The 24,950-nt window shown below is 65.1% G+C and carries 19 protein-coding genes; 11 read left to right on the plus strand and 8 right to left on the minus strand.

Going from position 1 to position 24,950, the window contains the following annotated elements:
- Window positions 1-171 precede the first annotated feature (171 nt).
- On the plus strand, window positions 172-1,800 hold the full coding sequence (locus PMN64_RS19890) for a beta-(1-6) glucans synthase (RefSeq protein ID WP_411781837.1): 1,629 nt from the start codon (window positions 172-174) through the stop codon (window positions 1,798-1,800).
- On the opposite strand, the gene PMN64_RS19895 is transcribed toward PMN64_RS19890, so the two are convergent.
- Window positions 1,760-2,140, minus strand: coding sequence for a hypothetical protein (locus tag PMN64_RS19895; RefSeq protein WP_018271584.1), 381 nt, complete (start codon window positions 2,138-2,140; stop codon window positions 1,760-1,762). The genes PMN64_RS19890 and PMN64_RS19895 overlap by 41 nt on opposite strands.
- A gap of 94 nt (window positions 2,141-2,234) precedes the next feature.
- On the minus strand, window positions 2,235-3,617 hold the full coding sequence (locus PMN64_RS19900; RefSeq protein WP_411781838.1) for a hypothetical protein: 1,383 nt from the start codon (window positions 3,615-3,617) through the stop codon (window positions 2,235-2,237).
- Between the two features lie 184 nt (window positions 3,618-3,801).
- On the opposite strand from PMN64_RS19900, the gene glmU reads away from it, so the two are divergent.
- Window positions 3,802-5,160: a bifunctional UDP-N-acetylglucosamine diphosphorylase/glucosamine-1-phosphate N-acetyltransferase GlmU gene (gene glmU, locus PMN64_RS19905; RefSeq protein ID WP_411781839.1), complete on the plus strand. Its 1,359-nt coding sequence runs from the start codon at window positions 3,802-3,804 to the stop codon at window positions 5,158-5,160.
- Window positions 5,161-5,373: 213 nt separating this feature from the next.
- Here glmU and PMN64_RS19910 read toward each other — a convergent pair whose 3' ends face one another.
- From PMN64_RS19910 to PMN64_RS19920, 3 genes are all read right to left on the minus strand, one after another.
- Window positions 5,374-6,957: a cation acetate symporter gene (locus PMN64_RS19910; protein ID WP_411781840.1), complete on the minus strand. Its 1,584-nt coding sequence runs from the start codon at window positions 6,955-6,957 to the stop codon at window positions 5,374-5,376.
- Between the two features lie 12 nt (window positions 6,958-6,969).
- Window positions 6,970-7,296: a DUF485 domain-containing protein gene (locus tag PMN64_RS19915; protein ID WP_411781841.1), complete on the minus strand. Its 327-nt coding sequence runs from the start codon at window positions 7,294-7,296 to the stop codon at window positions 6,970-6,972.
- A gap of 77 nt (window positions 7,297-7,373) precedes the next feature.
- Window positions 7,374-8,324: a LysR family transcriptional regulator gene (locus PMN64_RS19920; protein WP_411781842.1), complete on the minus strand. Its 951-nt coding sequence runs from the start codon at window positions 8,322-8,324 to the stop codon at window positions 7,374-7,376.
- 272 nt (window positions 8,325-8,596) lie between these two features.
- Here PMN64_RS19920 and PMN64_RS19925 point away from each other — a divergent pair, with 272 nt between their 5' ends.
- Window positions 8,597-9,661 carry a carbon-nitrogen hydrolase family protein gene (locus PMN64_RS19925; RefSeq protein ID WP_028340712.1) on the plus strand — a complete coding sequence of 355 codons (1,065 nt, stop codon included), beginning with the start codon at window positions 8,597-8,599 and terminating at the stop codon, window positions 9,659-9,661.
- 175 nt (window positions 9,662-9,836) lie between these two features.
- Window positions 9,837-10,631, plus strand: a complete 795-nt coding sequence (locus tag PMN64_RS19930; protein WP_028340711.1) for an adenylate/guanylate cyclase domain-containing protein — start codon at window positions 9,837-9,839, stop codon at window positions 10,629-10,631.
- A gap of 54 nt (window positions 10,632-10,685) precedes the next feature.
- On the opposite strand, the gene PMN64_RS19935 is transcribed toward PMN64_RS19930, so the two are convergent.
- Window positions 10,686-12,653, minus strand: a complete 1,968-nt coding sequence (locus PMN64_RS19935) for an oleate hydratase (RefSeq protein WP_411781843.1) — start codon at window positions 12,651-12,653, stop codon at window positions 10,686-10,688.
- Window positions 12,654-13,049: 396 nt separating this feature from the next.
- Between PMN64_RS19935 and PMN64_RS19940 the strand changes: the two genes are divergently transcribed.
- The 4 genes from PMN64_RS19940 (at window position 13,050) to PMN64_RS19955 (ending at window position 16,878) form a co-directional block, all read left to right on the plus strand.
- Window positions 13,050-13,325 (plus strand): hypothetical protein, encoded by a 276-nt coding sequence (locus PMN64_RS19940; RefSeq protein WP_304495359.1) that lies wholly within the window; start codon window positions 13,050-13,052, stop codon window positions 13,323-13,325.
- A complete protein-coding gene (locus PMN64_RS19945) occupies window positions 13,322-13,969 on the plus strand; it encodes a hypothetical protein (protein WP_411781844.1) in 648 nt (215 codons plus the stop codon). Before PMN64_RS19940 ends, PMN64_RS19945 begins: the two co-directional genes overlap by 4 nt.
- 175 nt (window positions 13,970-14,144) lie before the next feature.
- Window positions 14,145-15,971 carry a glutamine--fructose-6-phosphate transaminase (isomerizing) gene (gene glmS / locus PMN64_RS19950; protein ID WP_028340707.1) on the plus strand — a complete coding sequence of 609 codons (1,827 nt, stop codon included), beginning with the start codon at window positions 14,145-14,147 and terminating at the stop codon, window positions 15,969-15,971.
- Between the two features lie 106 nt (window positions 15,972-16,077).
- Entirely contained in the window at window positions 16,078-16,878 is an 801-nt protein-coding gene (locus tag PMN64_RS19955) for a DUF502 domain-containing protein (protein ID WP_411781845.1), read from the plus strand.
- A gap of 92 nt (window positions 16,879-16,970) precedes the next feature.
- On the opposite strand, the gene recG is transcribed toward PMN64_RS19955, so the two are convergent.
- On the minus strand, window positions 16,971-19,079 hold the full coding sequence (gene recG, locus PMN64_RS19960; protein ID WP_411781846.1) for an ATP-dependent DNA helicase RecG: 2,109 nt from the start codon (window positions 19,077-19,079) through the stop codon (window positions 16,971-16,973).
- 142 nt (window positions 19,080-19,221) lie between these two features.
- Here recG and PMN64_RS19965 point away from each other — a divergent pair, with 142 nt between their 5' ends.
- Entirely contained in the window at window positions 19,222-19,512 is a 291-nt protein-coding gene (locus PMN64_RS19965) for a succinate dehydrogenase assembly factor 2 (RefSeq protein ID WP_028332052.1), read from the plus strand.
- Entirely contained in the window at window positions 19,509-23,027 is a 3,519-nt protein-coding gene (gene mfd, locus PMN64_RS19970; RefSeq protein ID WP_411781847.1) for a transcription-repair coupling factor, read from the plus strand. The genes PMN64_RS19965 and mfd overlap by 4 nt, the downstream gene beginning before the upstream one ends.
- A gap of 25 nt (window positions 23,028-23,052) precedes the next feature.
- On the opposite strand, the gene PMN64_RS19975 is transcribed toward mfd, so the two are convergent.
- Entirely contained in the window at window positions 23,053-23,967 is a 915-nt protein-coding gene (locus PMN64_RS19975) for a LysR family transcriptional regulator (RefSeq protein WP_411781848.1), read from the minus strand.
- A gap of 181 nt (window positions 23,968-24,148) precedes the next feature.
- Here PMN64_RS19975 and PMN64_RS19980 point away from each other — a divergent pair, with 181 nt between their 5' ends.
- Window positions 24,149-24,925 carry an amino acid ABC transporter ATP-binding protein gene (locus tag PMN64_RS19980; RefSeq protein WP_038386315.1) on the plus strand — a complete coding sequence of 259 codons (777 nt, stop codon included), beginning with the start codon at window positions 24,149-24,151 and terminating at the stop codon, window positions 24,923-24,925.
- Window positions 24,926-24,950 lie beyond the last annotated feature (25 nt).

The following is a 24,950-nucleotide window of genomic DNA, read 5'->3' on the forward strand; positions in this document are numbered from 1 at the left end:
AGTGCGGCGGAGACTCTGGCGGAATCCCATGACTGGAATTTGGTATTTTGTCCAGCAAACTCACAACTTTATCGACCCAGCGCAAAACTGTCGCAGGACAACCATGGTATTGACCTAATCCCGCTCTTGGCAGATGGGCTGTGACCGGCTAATTCGACGGTCCCCCGGAGGATGGAACCGATTTCGCTTCGTACGCCGCTGGCGCTTCTCCTGATCTCGCTCGCCGTGATTGCATCCGTGTGGTGGTGGCTCGCCACGCCGATTACGCTCGTGCGCGCGCCGATCGATCCTGCTGCAAAGCTGCAATGCGTGTCCTATACGCCGTTCCGCGGCGCGCAGACGCCGTTGGATCCCACCACGCAGATTCCAGTCGAGCAGATCGAGCAGGATCTGACCGATCTCGCCAAGGTCACCGACTGCGTGCGCACCTATTCGATCGAGAACGGCCTCGACCAGGTCCCCGGCGTTGCGGCCAAGGTCGGGCTGAAGGTGATGCAGGGCATCTGGCTCAGCAGCAACCGCTTCAAGAATTTGCAGCAGATCGCGATCGCGGTCCGGCTCGCCAAGGAGTATCCCGGCGTCGTCACCTCGCTGATCGTCGGCAACGAGGTGCTGCTGCGCGGCGAGATGACCGCCAACGATCTTGCCGGCAACATCCGCGCGGTGAAGGCGGCGGCGGGCAATCTTCCCGTCACCTATGCCGACGTCTGGGAATACTGGGTGAAGAACCGCGAGATTTATGACGCGGTCGATTTCGTCACCATTCACATCCTGCCGTATTGGGAGGACATCCCGGTCAAGGCGAAGTACGCCGCGGCGCATGTCGACGATATCCGCAAGCGGATGGCGGTGACATTCCCCGGCAAGGAGATCCTGATCGGCGAGACCGGCTGGCCGAGCCAGGGGCGGATGCGGGAGGGCGCATTGCCGTCGCGCACCAACCAGGCGCGGGTGGTGTCCGAGATCCTCGACCTCGCCAAGCGCGAGGGCTTTCGGGTCAACCTGATCGAGGCCTACGACCAGCCCTGGAAGCGCAAGCTCGAGGGCACGGTCGGCGGCAATTGGGGCCTGTTCGATTCGGTCAAGCGGCAGGTGAAATATCCGCCCGGCGTTGCTATCACGAACTATCCGGACTGGAAGCTGCAGATGGCGGGCGGCATGGCGCTATCCGTCGCCACCTTCCTGGCGGCCTGGCTGACGCTGCGCCGCCGGCCCTGGACGCCGCGGCCGTCGGCCTGGATCGCGGTCGCCATTTCGGCGACGACGGCGGGGGCGCTGCTCGGGATTGCCGGCGACAAGATGTATTACGAGAGCTACGGCGTCGGCGGCTGGCTGCATTGGGGCGTGCTGCTCGCGGCGGGCATTGCTGCGCCACTGCTGACGGCGCATGCGCTGATCGCCGGGCGATCGCTGCCGACCTTCCTGGAGCTGGTCGGGCCGCGCGACTATCGCGGCAAGGGCGTGATCGGCGCGGTGCTGGCGATTGTGCTGATCATCACCACGGTGATTGCTGCCGAAACCGCGCTCGGCTTCACCTTCGATCCGCGCTACCGCGATTTCCCGTATGCCTCGCTGACCATGGCGGTGGTGCCATTCGCGCTGCTGACCATGCTCAATCGCCCGAAGGAAGGCATCCGGCCGCTCGCGGAATCCGTATTCGCCGGCCTGTTGGCGATCGCCGCCCTCTACACGATCTACAATGAGGGTACGATCAACTGGCAGTCGGACTGGACCTGCGTGATGTACCTTTTGCTTGCCGCTACGCTGTGGCGGGCGCGGGCCGCGCAAAACCCAGGATGAACAGCCCGATCGCAAGCCCCGACAGCACGACGTTGTAGAGCACGATCCCGAGCCCCGCAGCGATCAAGCCGACGGTGAGCAGCACGATCGACGGCCGCGTCAGGTTGAGCACCGCGATTACCAGCGCGGTGATCCCGAACACCGAGTTCTTGAACAGTACGGTCGACAGCGCGCGAGCCTTGCAGAGCATGGTCTGCGTGCCGGCGTCGCAGGCCAGTGCAACGGGAGAGAACTCGATTGCCAGATAGCGCACGTAGAGCGCATAGCCGACGGTTACGAAGCCCACGACCATCAGGAACTGGACCTGATAGGGGGAGAGGCGGAACGGAGGTTTTGTCATCGCGGCACTATGGTCGGGATCGGGTTGCGGGACAAGCTCGGTCGGAGCATCGAAATCGGTTGAAAATCCGGCCACAATCCCTTGGCTAACATGATTATTGGCTGTTCCGCCGGAACATCGAGGAGATCGTGGTCGGCTCCGGCTTCTTGTCCTCCGCGACCGGTTGCGGCGATGGCGGCGGTGCGACGGCGCGCTTCGGCACGGCCCGCCGATGCGATGGCGCCGGCTTGGCTCCGGCGGGCGGCTCGTTGAGGGCCAGCCGCTGTCCGTCATAGATCGCCGTCTCGCAGGTCCGCTGCACCAGGTTGAGGCCCGCGCAGATCCTGGCGGCGGTGCCGGCATCGTTCAGCGGTCCGGCCACCAGGCGCAGCTGCATGCCGAGCCCGTTGCTGTTCTCCTTGATCACGATGATCGGCCGCAGCGCCGCCAGCGGCGCGTTGGCCTTCGATTTCAACAGGCCGCGCCACAGCGCGCGCAGTCCATTGACCGAATTGGCCGTGCCGAGATCGACGCCGAACTCGGTGCGGTGGATCTGTGCCTGTGGCGCATCGTCCTCGGAGTCCGGATCCGCCGTGATCACCAGCGGAGGGATCGGTGCGGCGGTGACATCGTTGGCGGTCGGCGGCTTGACCGCTTCGGTTGCCTTGTTCGCTGCAGGATCGAGCGATGCCAGGACCGGCTTGTCGGCAGGCGGCTTGTCCGCGATCGGCGCCGGCGCAGCGGGTGCATCCTCGGCGCTGACCGCCGCGGCGCTCATCGGACTGGCGATCGATGCGGCGGAGGCGGAATTCGGCGGCGAATTGTCGGAGGCTGGCGGCTTCTCCGCCGCAGCCTGCGGCTTGGCGGCCGCGAGCGCCGGTTTCTTGTCGGCCGTTACCGGCTTTTCGGCCGCCGCAACCGGCTTCTCGAGCGGCCCAATCGCCTTGCTGTCGCCGGCTGCAGGCGGCTTGTCGATCGCTGCCGGCTTGTCCAACGCGACCGGCGGCGGCGTTGCGACAGCGGCAACGGTTGGCGCGGAGGCGGCGGGAGACGAGCTGGCGGTTGCGGGCGAGGCACCGGACGCCGCCGCCAAGGGCGATGGTGCCGCCGCTGGTGCCGGCGGCTGCCTGGCGATCGCGCCGGTCACGGAGTCGAGACCCTGCTCCAGCGTGGTGACGCGCGAATACAGCCGGTCGCGGTCGCCGTTGAGCGTATCGATCGCGGACGCCAGCCGGCGCGTCTCGTTGTGGCTCTCCTTCGCCAGCGTCTGCAACTGCTGGGCCTGTCGCGCGAGGTCCGCGGCGGCGACCTGGTCGCGCCGCAGCGTCAACGCCGACTGGTTGGCCATCACCGCGACGGTGATGGCGCCGACGGCGGCAACGCCCCACGAGCCGAGCCGCCACAGCATGCGGCGATCCAGAGCATCCTCCTCGGCCAAAAAGCCGGTGGTGCTCTCGGTGTCGAATTCCGCCGCCAGATTGTCGCGATCTTTGGCCAAAGCCCGCTTGGCCCTCCTCAAGGCCCGCCGAATCACGAGGCAAAGATTAACAGGAAATGGACCGGGAACTTGAATCCGGAGCGCCACCGAGGCGAATCGGTTTCTTCTGCCGGGGAAAACAATTAAAGACGGCCTCGAAGAGAGCTTTGCGCAGCGAAACTGCGCGCGACATCGAGGATTGCGAATGACTGCGCGAACGAGCCTGACAGTGGTGCTTGCGGCCGGCGAGGGCACGCGGATGCGCTCGTCGCTGCCGAAGGTGCTGCACCCGGTGGCCGGGCAGCCGCTGCTGGCGCACGTGCTCGACGCCGCGGCCTCCGGCGAGGGATCGCAGCTCGCGGTCGTGATCGGCCCGGACCACGAGGCGGTCGCCGCCGAGGCGCGGCGGGTGCGGCCCGACGCGCAAGCCTTCGTGCAGCGCGAGCGGCTCGGCACCGCGCATGCGGTGCTGGCGGCGCGCGAGGCGATCGCCCGCGGCGCCGACGACCTCTTGATCGCATTCGGCGACACGCCGCTGATCTCGGCCGAGACCTTTGCCCGCATGCGCGCGCCGCTGCGCGGCGGCGCGGCCCTTGCGGTGCTCGGCTTCCATGCTGCCGACCCGACCGGCTATGGCCGGCTGGTGGTCGAGAACGGCAAGCTGGTTGCGATCCGCGAGCAGGCCGATGCCAGTGCCGAAGAGCGCAAGATCACGCTGTGCAATGCCGGCGTGATGGCGTTCGACGGCAAGAAGGCGCTCGCGATCATCGAGAAGATCGGCAACGCCAACGCCAAGGGCGAATATTATCTGACCGATGCCGTCGGCATTGTCAGGGAACTCGGACTGGAGGCCGTCGTGATCGAGACCAGCGAAGACGAAGTGCGCGGCATCAACACCAAGGCGCAGCTCGCCGAGGCCGAGGCCGTGATGCAGGCGCGGCTGCGCAAGCAGGCGCTCGAGGCCGGCGTGACCCTGATCGCGCCGGAGACCATCTATCTCGCCGCCGACACCAAATTCGGCAAGGACGTCACGATCGAGCCATTCGTGGTGATCGGTCCCGGCGTGTCGATCGACGACGGCGCCGTGATCCATTCCTTCTCGCACATCACCCAGTCCACGCTCGGCAAGAAGGTGGAGCTCGGACCCTACGCGCGGCTGCGGCCCGGCACTTCGCTCGGCGACGGCGTGAAGATCGGCAATTTCGTCGAGACCAAGGGTTCGCGGCTGGAGGCCGGGGTCAAGGTCAACCATCTCTCCTATGTCGGCGACGCCCATGTCGGTGCCAATTCCAACCTCGGTGCCGGCACCATCACCTGCAACTATGACGGCTTCCTCAAGCACAAGACGCTGATCGGCGAGGGCGCCTTCATCGGCACCAATACGTCGCTGGTCGCGCCGGTCACGATCGGCAAGGGCGCCTATATCGGCTCGGGCTCGGTGATCACCAAGGATGTTCCCGACGATGCGATGGCGCTCGAGCGCAGCGAGCAGTCCATCCGCGAAGGCGGCGCCGCGCGCTACCGCACGGCGAAGCTGAAGGAGAAGGCCGCGAAGGGGAAGTGATCTTCTCGCGACGTGATTCCGAGTCCCCACGAAGTTGTCGTCCCTGCGAAAGCAGGGACCCATACTCCGCGGCCAGCGTTGTGAACGGGATTCGTCGTTCCAGCATCGTGAAACAATAACCATCGGCGGTTATGGGTCCCTGCTTTCGCAGGGACGACACCGAATAGGTGGCACGGTCAGTGCGACATACATCTGCGTCCCCCGCGCCGCGGTTCATGCCGCATTCTTCGCCTGGCGCGGCTCGTCGGTCTTCTGCTGGACAGGTCCGAGCAGGATGCGCCGCTGCATCTCGTCAAAGGCGAGGTTTGCGTTCTTCTCGCGTGTGACCAGCGACAGCAGGATCGCGACCGCAAAGGATAGCGGCATGCTGATGATCGCGGGATTGCGCAGCGATATGAACCACCATTGATGCTCGACCGCGGCGAGCGGCTTGCCGAGAATGTCGACCTGGATGGTCGGGGACAGATAGATCAGCACCAGCGAGCTCAGCGTGCCGACGAGGATGCTCGCCACGGCAGCAGGCGTCGTGAAGTGGCGCCAGGTGATGGCGAGCACGAGCGAAGGGAAGTTGGCGGCGCAGGCGATCGAGAACGCAAGTCCCGCCATGAAGGCGACATTCTGGCCTTCGAACGCGATGCCCAGGCCGATGGCGAGGATGGAAATCAGAACAGTCGCGACCCGCGCGACCTTGAGCTGCTCGGCCTCCTGAGCGGTGCCGTTCCGGATCACATTGGTCCAGACGTCGTGGCAGAGCGTGGCGACGCCCGACAGCGTCAGCCCCGCGACGACGGCGAGCATGGTCGCGAACGCGACCGCACAGATGAAGCCGAAGAACGCATTGCCGCCGACGGTGAGCGCGAGCAGGGGCGCTGCCATGTTGCCGCCGCCTCCGGCCTTGGCCACCGCCTCGGGGCCGACCAGCACCATGGCGCCAAAGCCGATGATGAAGACCATGAGATGAAAGACACCGATCAGGCCGGTGGCATAGAGGATCGACAGCCGTGCGGCTTTGGAATCCTTCACCGTATAGGCCCGCATCAGCACATGCGGCATCGCGGCGGTTCCGAACATCAGGCCGAGCCCGAGCGAGATGGCATCCCATTGACCCGAGACCACCTTCGATCCCGGCTGCAGCACCTTGGTGCCGTATTTCTCGGACGCCGCGGCGAACAGCTTCAGCGGGTTCATGTCGAAATGGGTCAACACGAGGAAGGCGAGCAGGATGCCGCCGCCCATCAGCAGCACAGCCTTGACCACCTGCACCCAGGTCGTCGCCAACATGCCGCCGAACAGCACATAGACCAGCATCACGCTGCCGACGACGATGACCGACCAGGTGTAGGGCAGGCCGAACAGCAGCTTGATCAGCGATCCTGTCGCGACCATCTGGGCGATCAGGTAGAACAGGATGACGGCAAGTGTACCGATGGCGCCGGCGAGGCGCACCGGGCGCTGGCGCAGGCGATAGGCCACGACGTCGGCGAAGGTGAAGCGGCCGACATTGCGCAATGGTTCGACGATCAGGAACAGAATGATCGGCCAGCCGACCAGCCACCCGATCGAATAGATCATGCCGTCGAAGCCGTTCGAGGTGACGATGCCGGCAATTCCGAGCAGCGCCGCGGCGCTGAGGAAGTCTCCCGCGAGTGCCCAGCCGTTCTGCCACGGCGTGACTTGGCCGCCGGCGGCAAAGAAGTGCTCGGTGGTGCGCGTGCGCCGCGCAGCCCAATAGGTGATCGCCAGCGTCAACGCCATGAAGGCGAAGAAGAACCCGATCGAAAGCGTGCTGCTGCCCATTTGCCTGTCCCCTTAGCGAAGCTCGCGAACGCCTGCGTCGAACACCCGGTTCGCCCACAGCACGTAGACCAGGCAGAGCACGAAGGAAGAGATGATGACGAGCGGGCCGAGCACGATACAAAGCGACAGGCCGGGCATCAGGATGGTGCCGAGCAGCGGCTTGTCGAACGCGAACAGCCCCATGAAGCCGAAATAGATCGCGATCATCGCGACGCTCAGAACGAGCGCGACGGTCAGCCGCTTCTTGGCCAGTTGCTCGGCCTGTTTCTTGGCCGCTTTCTTGGCCAATGCGCCGCCGCTCTGCGCCGGATCGGCATTGCCGGGAATAACCACGTTCATATCGGCCCCCTCAAAACTTCAGCGCGCTCTGCTTGCGCCAATCGGACGAGCTTCAGCCGGGGTCTGACGGAAGGGAATTATGGATTTTTGCAATCTGCTGTGCGCGGCTGCGGCACGACATCGGCCAGCGTGACCTGCATGTCGGGATCCTGCTTCAGGGTATTTTTCAGGAAGGCGCGGACGGCGCGGATGCGCGGGGCGAATTGCAGGTCGCTATGGACGTTGAGCCAGACCTCGCGAACGGTGCCGGCGAGAGTGGGCAGCACGGGTATCAGGTCGGGCCGGTCCCTGGTGGCAAAGCTCGGCAGCATCACGATGCCGAGGCCGCCCGCCGCGGCGTTCATCTGCGCGATCATGCTGTTGGAGTGGAAGGCGATTTTCGGCTCTTCGATGACGTCGGCGAGCCAGCGCACCGAATCGACCTGGATCAGGTCCTCGATATAGGACACGAACCAATGATCCTGCAGGTCGCGCAGGCTTGCGGGCATCCCATGGTTGTCGAGATAGTCCTGGCTCGCGAATAGCCCGAGCCGAAACTTGCCGATGCGCTCCGAGATCAGGCCGGGACCAGGTGGTCGGAAGAAGGACACGAACAGATCGGCCTCGCGCTTATGGACGTAGACCGTCTGGGCGGACGTGACGAGTTCGACGCTGAGCTGTGGCGCGGTGCGTCGCAGCCTGGCAAAGCGTTGCGCCAGATAGAGCGAGGCGATCCCCTCCATGGTGGCGAGCCGCACGGTCCCGACGAGCTCCTGGGTGTCGCTGGCGCTGGCCTCCTCGCGAATGGCGATCACCGCGCTCTCGACCCGCTCGGCATGACGCAACAGCCGCTCGCCGACCTCGTTGAGCTTGAGCCCGGTGCGGTGACGTTCGAACACCGCCATCCCGAGGGAAGCTTCCATCTGGGCGATGCGCCGGCTGACGGTGGAATGGTCGAGCCGCAGCCGCTTTGCTGTCTGACTCAAATTTCCGGCGCGGGCGGCGCAGAGAAACACCCGCAGATCGTCCCAGTTGATCGTGTCGAACATGATCTGCCTCCAGGTTGCGGCCGTTGAGATTGCGGCCCTTGTCAGCAAAGCAATTCCCGTTCCAGCGCGTGGCGGTTCCGATCCTTCGCAACCGACATTGCGACAATTCCCATGCACGCCGGCAAGGCAGGGATGATACCGCTTCGCTCCCCTCATCCTAGAGCCTTCCGTTCCGATTGGATCGGAACGGGCTCCAGATTTTTGTTTTGACGCGTTTCTTCATGCGAACCGGTATCCACTTCGCTGGAAAACGCCTAGCCGGGATTTTCGACATGCTCCCTCGTTTCAAGGCTGCTGCCGTCCACGCCGCGCCCGTCTTCCTCGACAGCTGGGCGACCACCGAAAAGGCGATCGCCATCATTCGCGAGGCGGCGAGGGCCGGCGCCGAGCTGATCGCGTTTCCCGAGACCTATATTCCCGCCTTTCCGGTCTGGGCCGCGCTGTGGCCTCCGATCGACAACCACGATCTGTTCGTGCGCATGGCGGAGCAATCGGTGCTGGCGGACGGACCGGAAGTGGCGCGGCTGTGCGCCGAGGCGCGCGCCCTCGGCGTCACCGTCTCGATCGGCATCAGCGAGCGCTCGGCCGTCAGCGTCGGGGGGCTGTGGAACTCGAACCTGCTGATCGGCGAGACCGGAGAAATTCTCATCCATCACCGCAAGCTGGTTCCGACCTTCTATGAGAAGCTGGTGTGGTCGTCCGGCGATGGTGCGGGCCTTAAGGTCGCGGAGACGCGGCAGGGCCGGATCGGCGGGTTGATTTGCGGCGAGAATACCAATCCATTGGCCCGCTTCGCGCTGATGGCGCAGGGCGAGCAGGTGCACATTTCGAGCTGGCCGCCGATGTGGCCCACCCGGCGCCCGGCAGGCGGCGGCAATTTCGACAACGTGGCCGCCAACCGCATCCGGGCCAGCGCCCACTGCTTCGAAGCCAAGGTATTCGGGATCGTCACCGCCGGCTACATGGACCAGGCGATGCGCGCCTTCCTCATCGAACGCGATCGAACGATCGCCGACGTGATCGACCAGACGCCACGTGCGGCGAGCTTCTTCGTCGATCCGACGGGCAGCGTCTTCGGCGATGCATTGCAGGACGAGGAGGGGATCGCCTACGCGGAGATCGATCTCAATCGCTGCGTCGAGCCGAAACAGTTTCATGACGTGGTCGGCTACTACAACCGCTTCGACATCTTTGGCGTGACGGTCGACCGCAGCCGGCTGACCCCGGCGCGATTCCGCGATGCAGATCAACCGATAGCGGATACGCAAAACGCGGCAATTCTGTCGATCGATGCCGACGCGGGTTTGAACGGGCAGGGGCGCGACTGCCGGAGCTGACGAAGAGCTGGTGCGGCCTCATACAATCCTTCGTCCGCTTGCGGGATCCGATGCGAACATCGAAGTCCGGCATTCTCGATAGCCCGTAAACCTGCACCGTTGCCAACGCGGGAATGTATGGCTACGCTTTACCCCGGGTAGGCTGCCAAACGCTTCTTCGATCGGCCGGACGCTCATGCCAAAATTCCTTCGCATCGGAGTCCATCAGTCGAACGTTTCCGGATACACGTCGAAGGCATGGTGCATTCGACGGGCCGGCTCGATGGTTTTCCTGAAGTGGGGCGCCGTGCAGGTTGATGGCGCGGGCGACGGGCGAAAGGTCTACTGGACGTTTCCACCGCAGGAGAAAACCATTCGCTGCCGCACGGTGCAGCGCGCTCAGGACTACACCAAGGCTGCCATCGCGCGGCGACGCAGCCATCGCTATGAACCGCTGGCTGGGAATATCGCGAACCGGCGCCGAACCGCCGATCGGGACTCGCAGCTCAAGCAGGCGCTCGCCACCATCCTCTATGTCGATATCGTCCGATCCACCGAAAAGGCCGCGCGGCTCGGCGACACGCGCTGGGCGACGGTGATGAATCACTACTACGTCGCTGTGCGCAGGGAGCTGAAGGCCTTGCGGGGGAAGGAAGTCGTGACGACGGGGGACGGGGTGCTGGCGACGTTCCGCGCGCCGGCAGCCGGGATCCGTTGCGCGACGGCAATCCGCGAGTCCGTGCGCACGTTGGGGCTGGAGATCAGGGTTGGACTGCACGCTGGCGAATACCAGGTGAGTGGGGCGGAGGTGATCGGTCTTGCGTTTCACATCGGCGCGCGCGTCGCAGCGAAAGCGCGGGCCGGCGAAGTGCTGGTCTCGAGCGCCGTCAAGGACCTGATGTCAAAGTCCGAAATCCGCTTCAAGGACCGCGGCGCGCACCAGCTCAAAGGCGTGCCGGAGCGATGGCGGCTCTACCGGGTTGAGCATTAGGGCGTCCGGCAAGGATCGACGTCGGCGTTGCATCGCGCTTTCCCGGATCGTGCTCTAGCCCTTGCGGGTCGAGATGTTCTCTCGAATCCGTTCCAGCCAGCCGATGATGGCGCCGAGCGCCTGATCGCCCTTGCCGAGAAGTCCCGCCAGCTCGCGCTCGGCACTGCCGCGCCGCGTGGAATCGGGCTCGGGCAGTGGCGGAAGAATGTGGGCATAGTAGGTCTTGTCGAGCAGCCGGTGCAGCAGGCGTTCGCCCGGGAATGGTTCGTTGTTGTTCAAGGCACGGGCGCCCTTCAGGATGGTCCGGATATCATATTGCGTGGGGCTGATGTCCGGCACCTGCTTGGCGAGTTTGAGCAGCGTGTACACCGCGACCCGCGCGGTGCGGACCGAGCTGTCCATCGTGAAGATGATGTCATTCGATGTTTCCACGAACTGGCCCATCAGGCCCAGATTGGTGCAGCCCGCGGGGACGGGATGCGGCCGGTCGCCCGCCGCGCGCGGCATGAACATCGCGGTGATGTAGGGCATCAAGGCGAGGCGGGCCTTGGTGTTCGCCACGACCGCATCCAGCTTGTCCTCGATGCCGAGGTGGTAGCAGAGCTCCGCCAAGATCTCGCGGCCGGTGCAGGCCGGCATCGGCTTCTTGACGTAGTTGCCCTCCTTGTCCATCAGCAATGCATAGACCCAGACCACCAGGACGTCCTTCGGCTGGGTCGGAAAGTGCGGCTGCCGGTTGCAGGTGAAGCTGAGCACCCAATTGGAGTCGGTGAAGGTGATGATCCCGCCGGTGACCGTCTTGCCGGAATAGGGATCGTTGACTGAAAGCTCCTTCAGCCGGTCGACGAAGGGCGACGGCTTGCAGGTGAGCGTGACCGACTCCCACATTGACTTGTCGACATTGCCGTAGAACTTCTCGGGCTTGCCGAAGATCGGCGATTTCTTCGCCAGGTTCGTCCACAGCGTCCAGTCGCTGGCTTGACCCGGATCATGCTTGCCGCGCTGAAGAACCGGAGCGTGGTCCATGTCGCCATAGGCGGTGCCCTCGGTCATCGATCCCGTGAGCGCGAAGACCAGATCTTTCGGACCGACCGGAATGGTGGTGTCGGCGCCGCCCACCTTGGCGTGGATCGCGGTGACCGTGCGGGCATCGCCGTCGACCTTGATGTCGAGATCGTGGGCGCGGGTATCGAACTGCACCTTGACGCCGCGCTCACGCAGATGCGTCACCAGCGGACGGACGAAGCTGTCGAACTGGTTGTATTTCGGAAATACCAGCGCCGACATGTCGCTCAGCCCGTCGATCGCATCGAGGAAGCGATGCATGTAGAGCTTCATCTCGAGCAGGCTCTGCCAGTTCTCGAAGGCGAACATCGAGCGCCAGAGGAACCAGAAGTTGGTATCGAGGAAGCCCGGGCTGAAGTACTGCTCGATGGTGATGTCGTCGAGATCCTCCTTGCGCTTCAGCAGCAGGCGGATCAATTCCCATTGCTGCGGCTTCGACAGGCCGAGCGTCGAGAAGTCGCGGATCTGGCCGCGCTTGTGCATCAGCCGCGCCTTGGAGAAGTTCGGATCGTTGTCGTTGACGAGCCGGTATTCGTCGAGAACGCTGTAACCCTCGGGCAATTCCAGCGCCTGGACGTCCTGGAACATGTCCCAGAGATTGTCGTAGTTCCAGTTCATCTCGCGACCGCCGCGAATGATGTAGCCGTTCTCGGGATCACCGGCGCCGTCGAGCGAGCCGCCCTCGATGTGCATGGTGTCGAGAATGGTGATGTCGTCGCCCTTCATGCCGCCGTCGCGGATCATGTAGAAGGCCGCGGCCAGTCCCGCGATGCCGCTGCCGATGATCCAGGCCTTGCGGGCTTCGACCGGCTGATTCGACACGGGACGGTTGCGCATGTACGCGCCCATCATGTCCGGCGGCGGCAGCGTGTTGTGGCTCCCGTTGTGCCAGTAGCGCCTGGACGCGTCGGTTTCGACCTCGAAGGTGGGCGTGCCGGAAGCTGCGACTTCAGTCATTGGCGACCTTTCTGCGTGATTGGCTTTCGCGATCTCCGTGGGGCCGATGTTGGCAGTTCGCCATGTCATTTTCTGGCCCGGGCCCGGTTGCGGCGAAGATGTCGCGGCGCGACCGGCGACGCTTCGTTAAGGGAGGGTGTCGCGGAGCCGGCAAATTTTCAGTGATTTGGGGAGGTCGACCGGATCGCCGCGCGCCGGTCCGGGATCGCAGGTGCGTCTCTACCGCGCGCCGAGGATGCGCTGCCATGGCGTGCAGCCGAGCACCTTCTGGGAGCGCCGACTACCTCCGGCGTCGGCTGGCCTCGCCGAAAGGCGTTAATGACGTATTGATGCGGTTAACGGCGTTTGCCGCCGGCGGTTTCATCGCTTTTAGGAGGCGACGAGGCAAAACACGTCATGCGCAAACATGCTGCGACCGCTTTGATTGGAGTCTTTTGCAGCCTCGTGACGTACTTCAGCGCCGCGCGACTCTGCCAATGGGCCGAGACCGGACAGTTGGCGGTGCTGTCCCGGAAGACACACGACCAACCTGAGTTCGTTTCCTGGGGCGACGATCGGCTCAGCTTCGTGCTGCTGTTCGCGCTCTATCTGTTTTTCCTCAAGAACGGACTGCACGGCATGCTGGTTACCTGCCGCGACGTCTGGCTGCGTGGCCGGGGATGGGAACCGTGAGCGCGCGGCTGATCGCTGGATTGATCAAGGTGCTGCTCGGAGGTCTTCTCACGGCCGGTCCGCCGCTCGCGCACGTCGCGCGCGGCGACGAAACTTCGAGCATCAATGCACGACGCGAGGCGCTTCGCGAATGGAGCAGTCTTGCCAATGGACGCACGGACTTTGAAATTTCCGATCCGGCCCTGGTGCCAAGGGTGCTTGCGCTTGCGGCCGAGCAATCCGGCTGCAAATACAGGGATGACATCGAGAAGTTGCCGGTTCGCTTCATGAAAGTGGCCGGGCACCGTCTCGCGCTGATGTTCTGTCGCCTTTCCGTGACCGGATCGCATCGCGCGTTCGATCTTTCCGACGTCAGCAGACCAAAGCCAATGGAGTTTCCGTACGTCGCGCTGAACGGCTTCGGTACGACGGACACTCCGGGTTTCATCACATGGAGGGAGGAGGCCGGCTTGTTTCAGGCCGAAACCGGATCCGACCTGTGTCCCAGCCGACACCTGCGGCATGTCTATCGGCTGGACGTGACCAATCGCGAAAGCTTTGTGGTGCTTCGCGTCGAGGTCAGCGCGCCTGCGTGCGGCGCGGGTCAAGAATGGACCACGATCTGGGAGGCGAAACCGTGGCCAGCGCCGGCGGATCCCCGCTGACGCGCTCTTGCCAAAATGGTTAGCCCCGATTAACCAGCCTTTCGCATCAACCTTGCCGTTTAAGACTGTCGCAATCGGCAATAATTATTGAGTATCTTGCGGCCGGCGATTCCCGTTAAGGGACCGTGTCGCCGCTTTGGCAAATTTTCGGCGATTTTTGGGGACATTGAACCGCATGTGCGGCATCGTCGGCATTCTTGGACGCGCTCCGGTCGCGGAGCAGTTGGTGGATTCGCTCAAGCGGCTGGAATATCGCGGCTATGATTCCGCCGGTGTCGCCACGCTGGAGAATGGCGGCCTGGCGCGGCGCCGCGCCGAGGGCAAGCTGAAGAACCTCGAAGCCCGGCTCGAGGCCAAGCCGCTCGGCGGCCATACCGGCATCGGCCACACCCGCTGGGCCACGCACGGGCGGCCGACCGAGAACAACGCACATCCCCATGCCACCGAGCGCGTCGCCGTGGTGCATAACGGCATCATCGAGAATTTCCGCGAGCTGCGCGAGGAACTCGAGGCCAAGGGCGCGGCGTTCTCGACCGAGACCGACACCGAGGTCGTGGTGCATCTGGTCGACAATCTGCTGAAGGGCGGCGTCAAGCCGATCGAGGCGGTGAGGGCGGTGCTGTCGCAGCTGCGCGGCGCGTTTGCGCTCGGCTTCATCTTCGCCGGCGAGGATGACCTGATGATCGGCGCGCGCAACGGCCCGCCGCTCGCGGTCGGCCATGGCGAGGGCGAGATGTATCTCGGCTCCGACGCGATCGCGCTCGGGCCGTTCACCGACACGATCAGCTATCTCGAGGACGGCGACTGGGTGGTGCTGAACCGCAAGGGCGCCACGATCTTCGACAAGGACAACGCCATCGTCCACCGCGAGGCGATCAAGCACACGACGGCGACTGCGCTGGTCGACAAGGCGAACTACCGCCACTTCATGGCGAAGGAGATCCACGAGCAGCCGGAAGTGGTCGGGCACACGCTCGCGCGTTACGTCGACATGGCGACCGAGCGCGTCACCATGCCGGTGAAACTGCCGTTCGACTTCAAGGATATCCAGCGCATCTCGATCACGGCCTGCGGCACCGCGAGCTATGCCGGCTTCGTCGCGAAATACTGGCTGGAGCGGCTGGCGCGGCTGCCGGTCGAGCTCGATGTCGCCTCCGAATTCCGCTACCGCGAGGCACCGCTGCGCAAGGGCGACCTTGCGGTCTTCATCTCGCAGTCGGGCGAGACCGCCGACACGCTGGCGGCGCTGCGCTACGCCAAGGCGCAGGGCGCGCACACGCTCTCGGTCGTCAACGTGCCGACCTCGACGATCGCGCGCGAGAGCGAGACCGTGCTGCAGACGCTCGCCGGCCCGGAGATCGGCGTCGCCTCGACCAAGGCGTTCACCTGCCAGCTGATGGTGCTGGCCTCGCTCGCGGTCGCCGCCGGCAAGGCGCGCGGCGAGCTGTCCGATGCCGACGAGGCCAAGCTGGTGCATGGCCTGGTCGAGATCCCGCGCCTGATGTCGGAAGCGCTGACCACCGAAGTGCAGATCGAGAAGCTGGCGCGCGAGATCTCGAAGTCGCGCGACGTGCTCTATCTCGGCCGCGGCACCAGCTATCCGCTGGCGCTGGAAGGCGCGCTGAAGCTGAAGGAAATCTCCTACATCCACGCCGAGGGCTATGCCGCCGGCGAGCTCAAGCACGGGCCGATCGCGCTGATCGACGAGCACATGCCTGTCGTGGTGATCGCGCCCTACGACAAGGTGTTCGAGAAGACCGTCTCCAACATGCAGGAGGTCGCCGCCCGCGGCGGCAAGATCATCCTGATGACCGACGCCAAGGGCGCGGCGGAAGCGACCATCCAGTCGTTGGTGACGATCGTGATGCCGGACATGGGGGCGACCTTCGCGCCGATCGTCTACGCCGTTCCGGTGCAGCTGCTCGCCTATCATACCGCTGTCGTGATGGGCACCGACGTCGATCAGCCCCGGAATCTGGCCAAATCGGTCACGGTCGAATAGTCGCAAGCCGCGGCTTCACGCGGCCCTTCAAAAAGCTGCTAGAATGGCTTAGCTGGGTGATGGACTACGGCCGCTCCGACGCCGCTTCGACGACCTTGGAACCGCAATGACCTCCAACCAAGTGCCTCCCGCCTCGACCGGTGAATTGCCCCCGGATGCCCCGCGCGGGCTGATGGCGCGGTTTCGCAACTATTTCCTCACCGGCCTCGTGGTGGCCGGTCCGGTTGCGATCACCCTGTATCTGACCTGGTGGTTCGTGAACTGGGTCGACAATCTGGTCCGGCCGTTTGTGCCCACGGCCTACCGGCCGGAAACCTATCTGCCGTTCGGCCTGCCGGGTTCCGGCCTGATCGTCGCGGTCATCGCGCTGACGCTGCTCGGCTTCCTCACCGCCAACCTGATCGGGCGAACCCTGGTCGATCTCGGCGAACGGCTGCTTGGCCGCATCCCTGCGGTGCGCGCGATCTATCGCGGCCTGAAGCAGGTGTTCGAGACGCTGTTCTCCGGCAACGGCTCGAGCTTCCGCCGCGTCGGCCTCGTCGAGTTTCCCTCGCCCGGCATGTGGTCGATCGTGCTGATCTCGCAGGCGCCGAGCACCGAGCTCGCCGCCAGCTTCCCCGGAGAGGAGGAGCATATTTCGGTGTTCCTGCCGTGCGCGCCGAACCCGACCACCGGCTTCTTCTTCTATGTGCCGAAGAGCAAGATCATCGAGATCGAGATGAGCACCGAGGATGCCGCGACGCTGATCATGTCGGCCGGCGTGGTGCAGCCCGGCGCCAACGACCAGAAGCGCACCGCGGCGCTCGCCGGCATGGCCAATGCCGCGCGCATTGCGAGCCAGGCCTCGACCAACCACGCCTCGCTGCAGCCAGCAACTCAGCCCGCGCCGGCGAAGGTGGAAGGATAGGTGGGAGTCATTCCGGGGCGCATCGAAGATGCGAACCCGGAATCTCGAGATTCCGGGTCTGCGCTTCGCGCATCCCGGAATGACCGTGCAATTCACCCCGCGCCGATCAGCGGCACGGCCTCGTCGCGTTCGTAGAGGTAGAGCAGGACGCGCAGCGCTTCGCCGCGTTCGCCCTTCAGCTTCGGATTGTCCTTCATGATCCGCAGCGCCTCGTCGCGGGCCTGGGTGATCAGCTGGCCGTGCACCTCGGAGCGCGCGATACGGTAGCCGGGCAGGCCGCTTTGGCGGATGCCGAGCACGTCGCCTTCGCCGCGCAGCTTGAGATCCTCCTCGGCGATCCGGAATCCATCCGTGGTCTCGCGGATCACCTTGAGCCGCGCCTTCGACATCTCGCCGAGCGGCTCCTTGTAGAGCAAAAGGCAGGTCGAGGCTTCCGAGCCGCGGCCGATGCGCCCGCGCAATTGATGCAGCTGCGCAAGCCCGAAACGTTCGGCGTTCTCGATCACCATGATGGTCGCCGCGGGCACGTCGACGCCGACCTCAACCACCGTGGTCGCCACCAGGAGGCCGATCTCGTGCGCGGCGAATTGCGCCATCACGCGATCCTTCTCCGCTCCCTTCATCTGGCCGTGCACGAGGCCGACACGATCGCCGAACCGCTGCTGCAAACTCTCGAAACGTTCTGTCGCGTTGGTGAGATGCTCGGTGCCCTCGGCCTCGGATTCATCGACCAGCGGGCAGATCCAGTAGACCAGCTTGCCGGCGGCGAGCGCGCGGCCGACGCCGTCCATGACGTCCTCGATCCGGCTCATCGGCACGGCGCGGGTGTCGATCGGCTGGCGGCCAGCGGGCTTTTCGCGCAGCTCCGAGACGTCCATGTCGCCGAAGTAAGTCAGCACCAGCGTGCGCGGGATCGGGGTGGCGCTCAGCACCAGCACGTCGACGGCCTCGCCCTTGGAGGTCAGCGCGAGGCGTTCGCGCACGCCGAAGCGATGCTGCTCGTCGACCACGGCAAGCGCCAGCGCCTTGTAGATCACATCGTCCTGGATCAGCGCGTGGGTGCCGACCAAGAGATCGATCTCGCCGGCCTCGAGCCGCGCCAACAGTTCGCGGCGCTCCTTGCCTTTCTCGCGGCCGGTGAGGATGGCAACGCGCAGGCCGGCGCTCTCGGCGAGCGGCGCGATGGTCTTGATGTGCTGGCGCGCCAGAATTTCGGTCGGCGCCATCAGCGCGGCCTGCTTGCCGGCTTCCGCAACCGCAGCGGCTGCCAGCAGCGCCACCACGGTCTTGCCGGAACCGACATCGCCCTGCACGAGGCGCAACATTCGCACCGGTTGCTGCAGGTCCGCGATGATCGCCGCGACCGCCTCTTGCTGCGACCTGGTCAGCGCATAGGGCAGGGCATCGATGATCTTCCTGCGTAGATGACCGTCGCCGGCGTTGCGCACGCCGGCTGGGCGGCGCAGCGTGGCGCGGATCAGGGCGAGCGCGAGCTGGCCGGCGAGCAGTTCGTCGAACGCGAGCCGCGACCAGAACGGGCCGTCGGGCAGGATGTCGGTTAGCTCGACCGGCACATGCACGCGGGTCAGCGCCTCCCTGATCGGCGGGAAGTTGCAGCGGCGCAGCACCTCGGGGCTGATCCACTCCGGCAGATCCGGCAGCCTGGTCAGCGCCTGCGCGATGGCGCGGCGGAGCGAGCCGATCGCAAGCCCCTCGGTCAGCGGATAGACCGGATCGATGCCGGACAGTTTTGCAAAGCCCGCTTCATCGACGACGCGATCGGGATGCACGATCTGCGGGATGCCGTCATACATCGCCAGCGTGCCGGAGACGTAGCGCTTCTCGCCGACCGGCAGCAGTTTCTCGACATAGCCGGGCTGGGCGCGGAAGAAGGTCAGCACGACGTCGCCGGTGTCGTCGCTGGCGTAGACGAGGTAGGGTGCGCGCGAATTGCGCGGCGGCGGCGGACGATGGCGGTCGACGGTGACCTCGAGCGTCACCATGGTTCCGACCGCGGCGTCGCGGATCTTCGGCCGGGCGCGCCGGTCGATCACGCTCGCCGGCAGATGCAGCAGCAGGTCGACCAGCCGCGGCGTCTCGCTGCGGTCGAGCAGGTAGCGCAGCAGCTTGTCCTGCTTCGGGCCGACCCCTTGCAGGGTCGTGACCTGGGCAAACAGCGGATTGAGCAGGGCTGGGCGCATCGGTGCCTTTACACACGACTCACGGCATGCGCGCAAGGAAACCCCAAAACGCGGCGAATGAGGGCTGACATCGGCCCTTGCCATGGCTATATCAGGCCCGCCCGGCACGTCCGGGCTTTTGGCGTTGGATGGATTTTGGGACATGACGGGATCGACACGATCGAGCAGCGGGCTCGATGACCGCCGCAAGCGGCTTTTGTTTCGCTGCTGGCACCGCGGCACCCGGGAGATGGACCTGATCCTCGGCCGCTTCGCCGACGCGACCATTGGCGAACTGTCCGACCACGAGCTCGGCGAGCTCGAGCATCTGATCGAGGTGCCGGATCCCGACCTCTACGCGGCGCTGACCGGGGACAAGGTGCTTCCCGCAGAGTACGCGACCGCGCTGTTTGCCCGCATCAAGGCGTTCCGGGTCGCGGATCCCAGCGCATGAAACAGCCTCTGAAATCACCGGCCGCGATGCTCGCGCCCGGCCGGGTGCTGACCATCGCCAACGTCGCCGAGGGCGCCGAGGGGCTCGTCATCTCCGATCTGGCGCGCGCCATCGCGGCGCAGCCGAAGCGTCCGGCGGTGAGCCTTGCCGTGGTGTGCCGCGACGGCGCGCGGATGCAGCAGCTCGCCCGCGCGCTGGAGTTCTTCGCGCCCGACATCGCCGTGATGCAGGTTCCGGCCTGGGACTGCCAGCCCTATGACCGCGTCTCGCCGCATTCCGGCATTTTGGCGCAACGCCTGACCGCATTGGCAAAACTGTCGCGGCTGGTCGGCAGCGACAAACCGCTGATCGTGCTGACCACGGTGAATGCGGCCGTGCAGCGCGTACCGGCGCGCGATCAGGTTGCAGCGCAAGCGCTGTCAGTTGCGCCCGGCAATGTGGTGCCGATGGATTCGGTCGTGGCCTGGCTTGAGCACAACGGCTACACCCGTTCGTCAACGGTGCGCGAGCCCGGCGAATATGCCGTGCGCGGCGGCATCCTCGATCTGTTTCCGGCCGGCCTCGACCAGCCGGTGCGCTTCGACTTCTTCGGCGACAGCCTGGAATCGATCCGCACCTTCGATGCCGAGACCCAGCGCACGCTGCTCGACATGCGCGGGCTTGATCTCGTGCCGGTCTCCGAATTCCAGCTCACCACCGAGACCATCCGGCGTTTCCGTATGGGCTATGTCGCCGCGTTCGGGGCGCCGGAGCGCGACGATCAGCTCTATGAAGCCGTCTCCGAGGGACGGCGTCATCCTGGCATGGAGCACTGGCTGCCGCTGTTCCAGGAGCGGATGGACACGCTGTTCGATTACCTCGACGGCGCGACGGTCGCGATCGAGCCGCAGGGCGAGGACGCCGCGCGCGAGCGCTTCTCGCAGATCGTCGACTACTATGACGCACGGCGCGAGGCGCTGGAGCATCCCGGCAGCGGCGCGATCTACAAGCCGCTGCCGCCGGACCAGCTCTATCTGACCGAGGCCGAATGGACCAAGCTGCTCGGCGATGCGCCGCTGGCGCGGCTGACGCCGTTCGCGGTGCCCGAAGGCACGCCCGACGTGTTCGACGCCGGCGCGCGGCAGGGCCGCAATTTCGCTCCCGAACGCGCCGACAGCAACGTCAACGTGTTCGAGGCCGTGGTCGGCCATGTCGGCGCGCTGCAGTCGCAGCGCAAGAAGGTGGTGATCGCGCTGTGGAGCGAGGGCTCGCGCGACCGCATGGGCGCGATGCTGCGCGACCACAAGCTGCTCAACACCACCAGCGTCAACACCTGGCGGATCGTGCAGGCGACGCCGCGCAACGAGACCATGCTGGCCGTGCTCGGCATGGAATCGGGCTTCGAGACCGACGAGTTCGCCGTCATCAGCGAGCAGGACATTCTCGGGGACCGCCTGGTGCGGCCGCGCAAGGCGAGCCGCAAGCTCGACAATTTCATCTCGGAGGTGACGAGCCTTGCGACCGGCGATCTCGTGGTCCATGTCGAGCACGGCATCGGCCGCTTCGTGGGCTTGCAGACGCTCGAAGTCTCCGGCGCGCCGCATGACTGTCTCGAGTTGCATTATGCCGCCGAGACAAAACTGTTCCTGCCGGTCGAGAACATCGAGCTGTTGTCGCGGTACGGCTCCGATAGCGCCAATGTCGAACTCGACCGTCTCGGTGGCGGCGGCTGGCAGGCGCGCAAGGCCAAGCTCAAGAACCGCATCCGCGAGATCGCGGGCGAGTTGATCAAGATCGCGGCCGAGCGGCAGCTGCACGAGGCGCCGAAATTCCCGCTGCAGCCGCATGTCTATGACGAGTTCTGCGCGCGCTTCGCCTATGAGGAGACCGAGGATCAGCTCGGGGCGATCACCTCGACCTTGAAGGACCTCGAGATCGGCCGCCCGATGGACCGCCTGATCTGCGGCGACGTCGGCTTCGGCAAGACCGAGGTGGCGCTGCGCGCGGCGTTCGCCGTGGCGCTGGAGGGCAAGCAGGTCGCGGTCGTGGTGCCGACCACGCTCTTGGCGCGCCAGCACTCACGGACCTTCACCGAGCGCTTCCGCGGCTTCCCGGTCAATATCGCGCAGGCCTCGCGGCTGGTCTCGACCAAGGAGCTGAACCAGGTCAAGAAGGGGCTCACCGACGGCAATGTCGACATCGTCGTCGGCACCCATGCGCTGCTCGGCAAGGCCATCAAGTTCAGGGATCTCGGCCTGTTGATCGTCGACGAGGAGCAGCATTTCGGCGTCAGCCACAAGGAGCGGCTGAAGCAGCTGCGCGCCCAGGTCCATGTGCTGACGCTGTCGGCGACCCCGATCCCGCGCACCCTTCAACTTGCATTGACCGGCGTCCGCGAGCTCTCGATCATTGCCTCGCCGCCGGTCGATCGCCTTGCGGTGCGCACCTTCGTCGCGCCGCACGATCCCCTGATGATCCGCGAGGCGCTGCTGCGCGAGCGCTACCGTGGCGGACAGGCGTTCTACGTCGTGCCGCGGATCGAGGACCTCGCCGGCGTCAAGGACTTCCTCGACAAGAACGTGCCGGAGATGAAGGTCGCGGTCGCCCACGGCCAGATGCCGCCGACCGTTATCGAGGACATCATGTCCGCGTTCTACGACGGCAAGTACGACATCCTGCTGTCGACCACGATCGTCGAGTCCGGTCTCGACATCCCGAACGCCAACACGCTGATCGTGCACCGCGCCGACATGTTCGGCCTCGCCCAGCTCTATCAGCTGCGCGGCCGCGTCGGCCGCTCCAAGCTGCGCGCCTATGCGCTGTTCACGCTGCCGGCGCAGCAGAAGATCACGGCGCAGGCGGAGCGCCGGCTCAAGGTGTTGCAGTCGCTGGAGACGCTAGGGGCCGGCTTCCAGCTCGCCTCGCACGACCTCGACATCCGCGGCGCCGGCAATCTGCTCGGCGAAGAGCAGTCCGGCCACATCAAGGAAGTCGGCTTCGAGCTGTACCAGTCGATGCTGGAGGAGGCGATCGTCAACCTCAAGGCCGGCGTCGCCGAGCCGGCTGCAGATCGCTGGTCGCCGCAGATCACGATCGGCATGCCGGTCCTGATCCCCGAGGACTATGTCAACGACCTCAGCGTACGGCTGTCGCTGTATCGTCGGCTCGCCGATCTCGACACCGACGAGGACATCGACGCCTTCGCCGCCGAAATGCGCGACCGCTTCGGCGTGCTGCCGGACGAGGTGCGCTATCTGTTCAAGGTCGCGGCGATCAAGGCCTATTGCCGAAGGGCCAATGTCGGGAAGGTCGACGCCGGCCCGAAGGGCGCCGTGATCGCATTCCGCGACAACAGCTTTGCGCATCCGGAGCGGCTGGTGAGCTTCATCCGCCAGCACGGCCAGGCCGCCAAGGTGCGGCCCGATATGAAGGTGGTGTTTTTCCAGGAGTGGGATACACCGGAAGAGCGCCTCGCCGGCACCACCGAGATCCTGCGCCAACTCGCCAACCTCGCGGAGAGCAAGAAGGCGGCTTGACACGCGGTTCGACGCAAGCCCCCGCTCAGGATCGGATCAAATATGGCGCAACGTGGTCGTCGAGTAGTTTCAGGAACTGCTCGGCGAGAACGCTGAGTTCGCCGATCGTCGGCTTGAGGACCCCGACCTCGTAGTGGATCGCCGGCGCGAAGGGGCGGACGACGAGCGCGCTCGCACCGCTGGTTCGCCTGAGCGTTTCGGACGCGCTGAGCGCGTCGACGAGGCAGACCCCCGCGCCATCGATGACGAGGTTGAGCGCGACGGCAAAGAATTCACACTCGATCGCCGGATGAAACGGCGTACCGCTGGCTTCGAAGGCGCGCGATACCGCGGCATAGGTCGATCGGCTCTGCGAGGTGATGATCAGATCATGTCGCTCGAGAAGATCGGGAGTGACGACTTTCCGGTCAGCCAGTGCATGCGTTGCAGGGATCACGCAGTCGAGCGACATCCGGTAGCGCCGCAACACGACATTGGTGCGGTCGAACGGCGGCTCGGCGACTCCGAAGTCGAATGCACGCGCCGAGACCAGGCTCCGGACATTCTCGGAGCTTCGGGTCAGGAGCCTGATCGTCGTTGACGGCCGCTCGCGCTGGAAGCGGCTGACGACGCCCGGAAGCCAGACTATCCCAGGTCCCGGACTCGCGATCGTCAGAACGCCGCGCTTGCCTGCGGAGATCCCGGCAGCGGCATCCTCCAGTTCGGCAAACCCGGCGAGCGCCCGGATCGCTTCATTGTGCAGCAGATGCGCCTCCGGCGTAGGCACGATATGGCGGCTCTCCCGGCGAAACAGCGCAAACCCGACATCCGCCTCCAGCCGTTTCAAGGCCGTACTCACAGCCGGCTGCGATATGCCGAGTGCGCGCGCGGCCTCGGTTGCCGATCGATGCTGCATAACAGCATGGAAAATCTCAATAAGACGCCGATCCATAACCAACATCTATATATCGTTTCGATGCCGCTCGTGGTATGAGCATGGAGGGAAACGCCAATAATACAAGGAATTTTCGCACATCACGCCGGCGAAATTCCAGATAATGTTACCGCAATCTGAGCGTGACGAGCATTGGCATTATATTTGCTTATGTTTCGGGATGAACTCGTCTGGAGGGTCTGCGGGGATGAACACGAGCCACGCATCATGTGCCGCGTCGGTCCTGGCCGCCGAGGCGGTGGTCAAACGCTTCGGCGCCCACACCGTTCTGAACGGCGTCGACCTTGCGCTGGGCACCGGGCAGTCGACCTGCATCATCGGTCCAAGCGGCTCCGGCAAGACGACCCTTCTGCGATGCATGGCGCTGCTGGAAGCTCCTTCCGACGGGCGCGTCGTGATGGAGGGGGCGACGGTCTCGCAGGCCCGGCCATCGTCGGATGTGCGGCTCGCTGCCCGCAAGGTACGGCCGGAAATCGGAATGGTGTTCCAGCAGTTCAATCTGTGGCCGCACATGACGGTGCTGGGAAATATCATCGAGGCCCCGATGCGCGTGCGCGGCGTCAGCCGGGATGAGGCGGTCGTCACGGCCGAACGGCTGCTTCAGAAGGTCGGCATGGAGGCGAAGCGCGATGCCTATCCGGCCAGGCTGTCCGGAGGCCAGCAACAACGCGTCGCGATCGCCCGGGCGCTTGCCATGCAGCCGAAGATACTCCTGTTCGACGAGCCGACGTCGGCTCTCGACCCCGAACTTCGCCGCGAGGTGCTGCAGGTCATGCGCACGCTCGCGCTCGAAGGCATGACGATGCTCGTGGTGACGCACGAGATGGGCTTCGCCCGACGCGTGGCGAGCCATGTCGTGTTCATGGACGAGGGGATGATCGTTGAGCACGGCACGCCGGCCGCCTTTTTCGAACGGCCGACAACCGAGCGCGCCAAGCGCTTCCTCAATCAGTTTGACGAGTGATCACCGCACGACAGGAGATTGAAGC

It is taken from the genome of Bradyrhizobium sp. UFLA01-814 (assembly GCF_046718885.1).
Taxonomy (GTDB): domain Bacteria; phylum Pseudomonadota; class Alphaproteobacteria; order Rhizobiales; family Xanthobacteraceae; genus Bradyrhizobium; species Bradyrhizobium elkanii.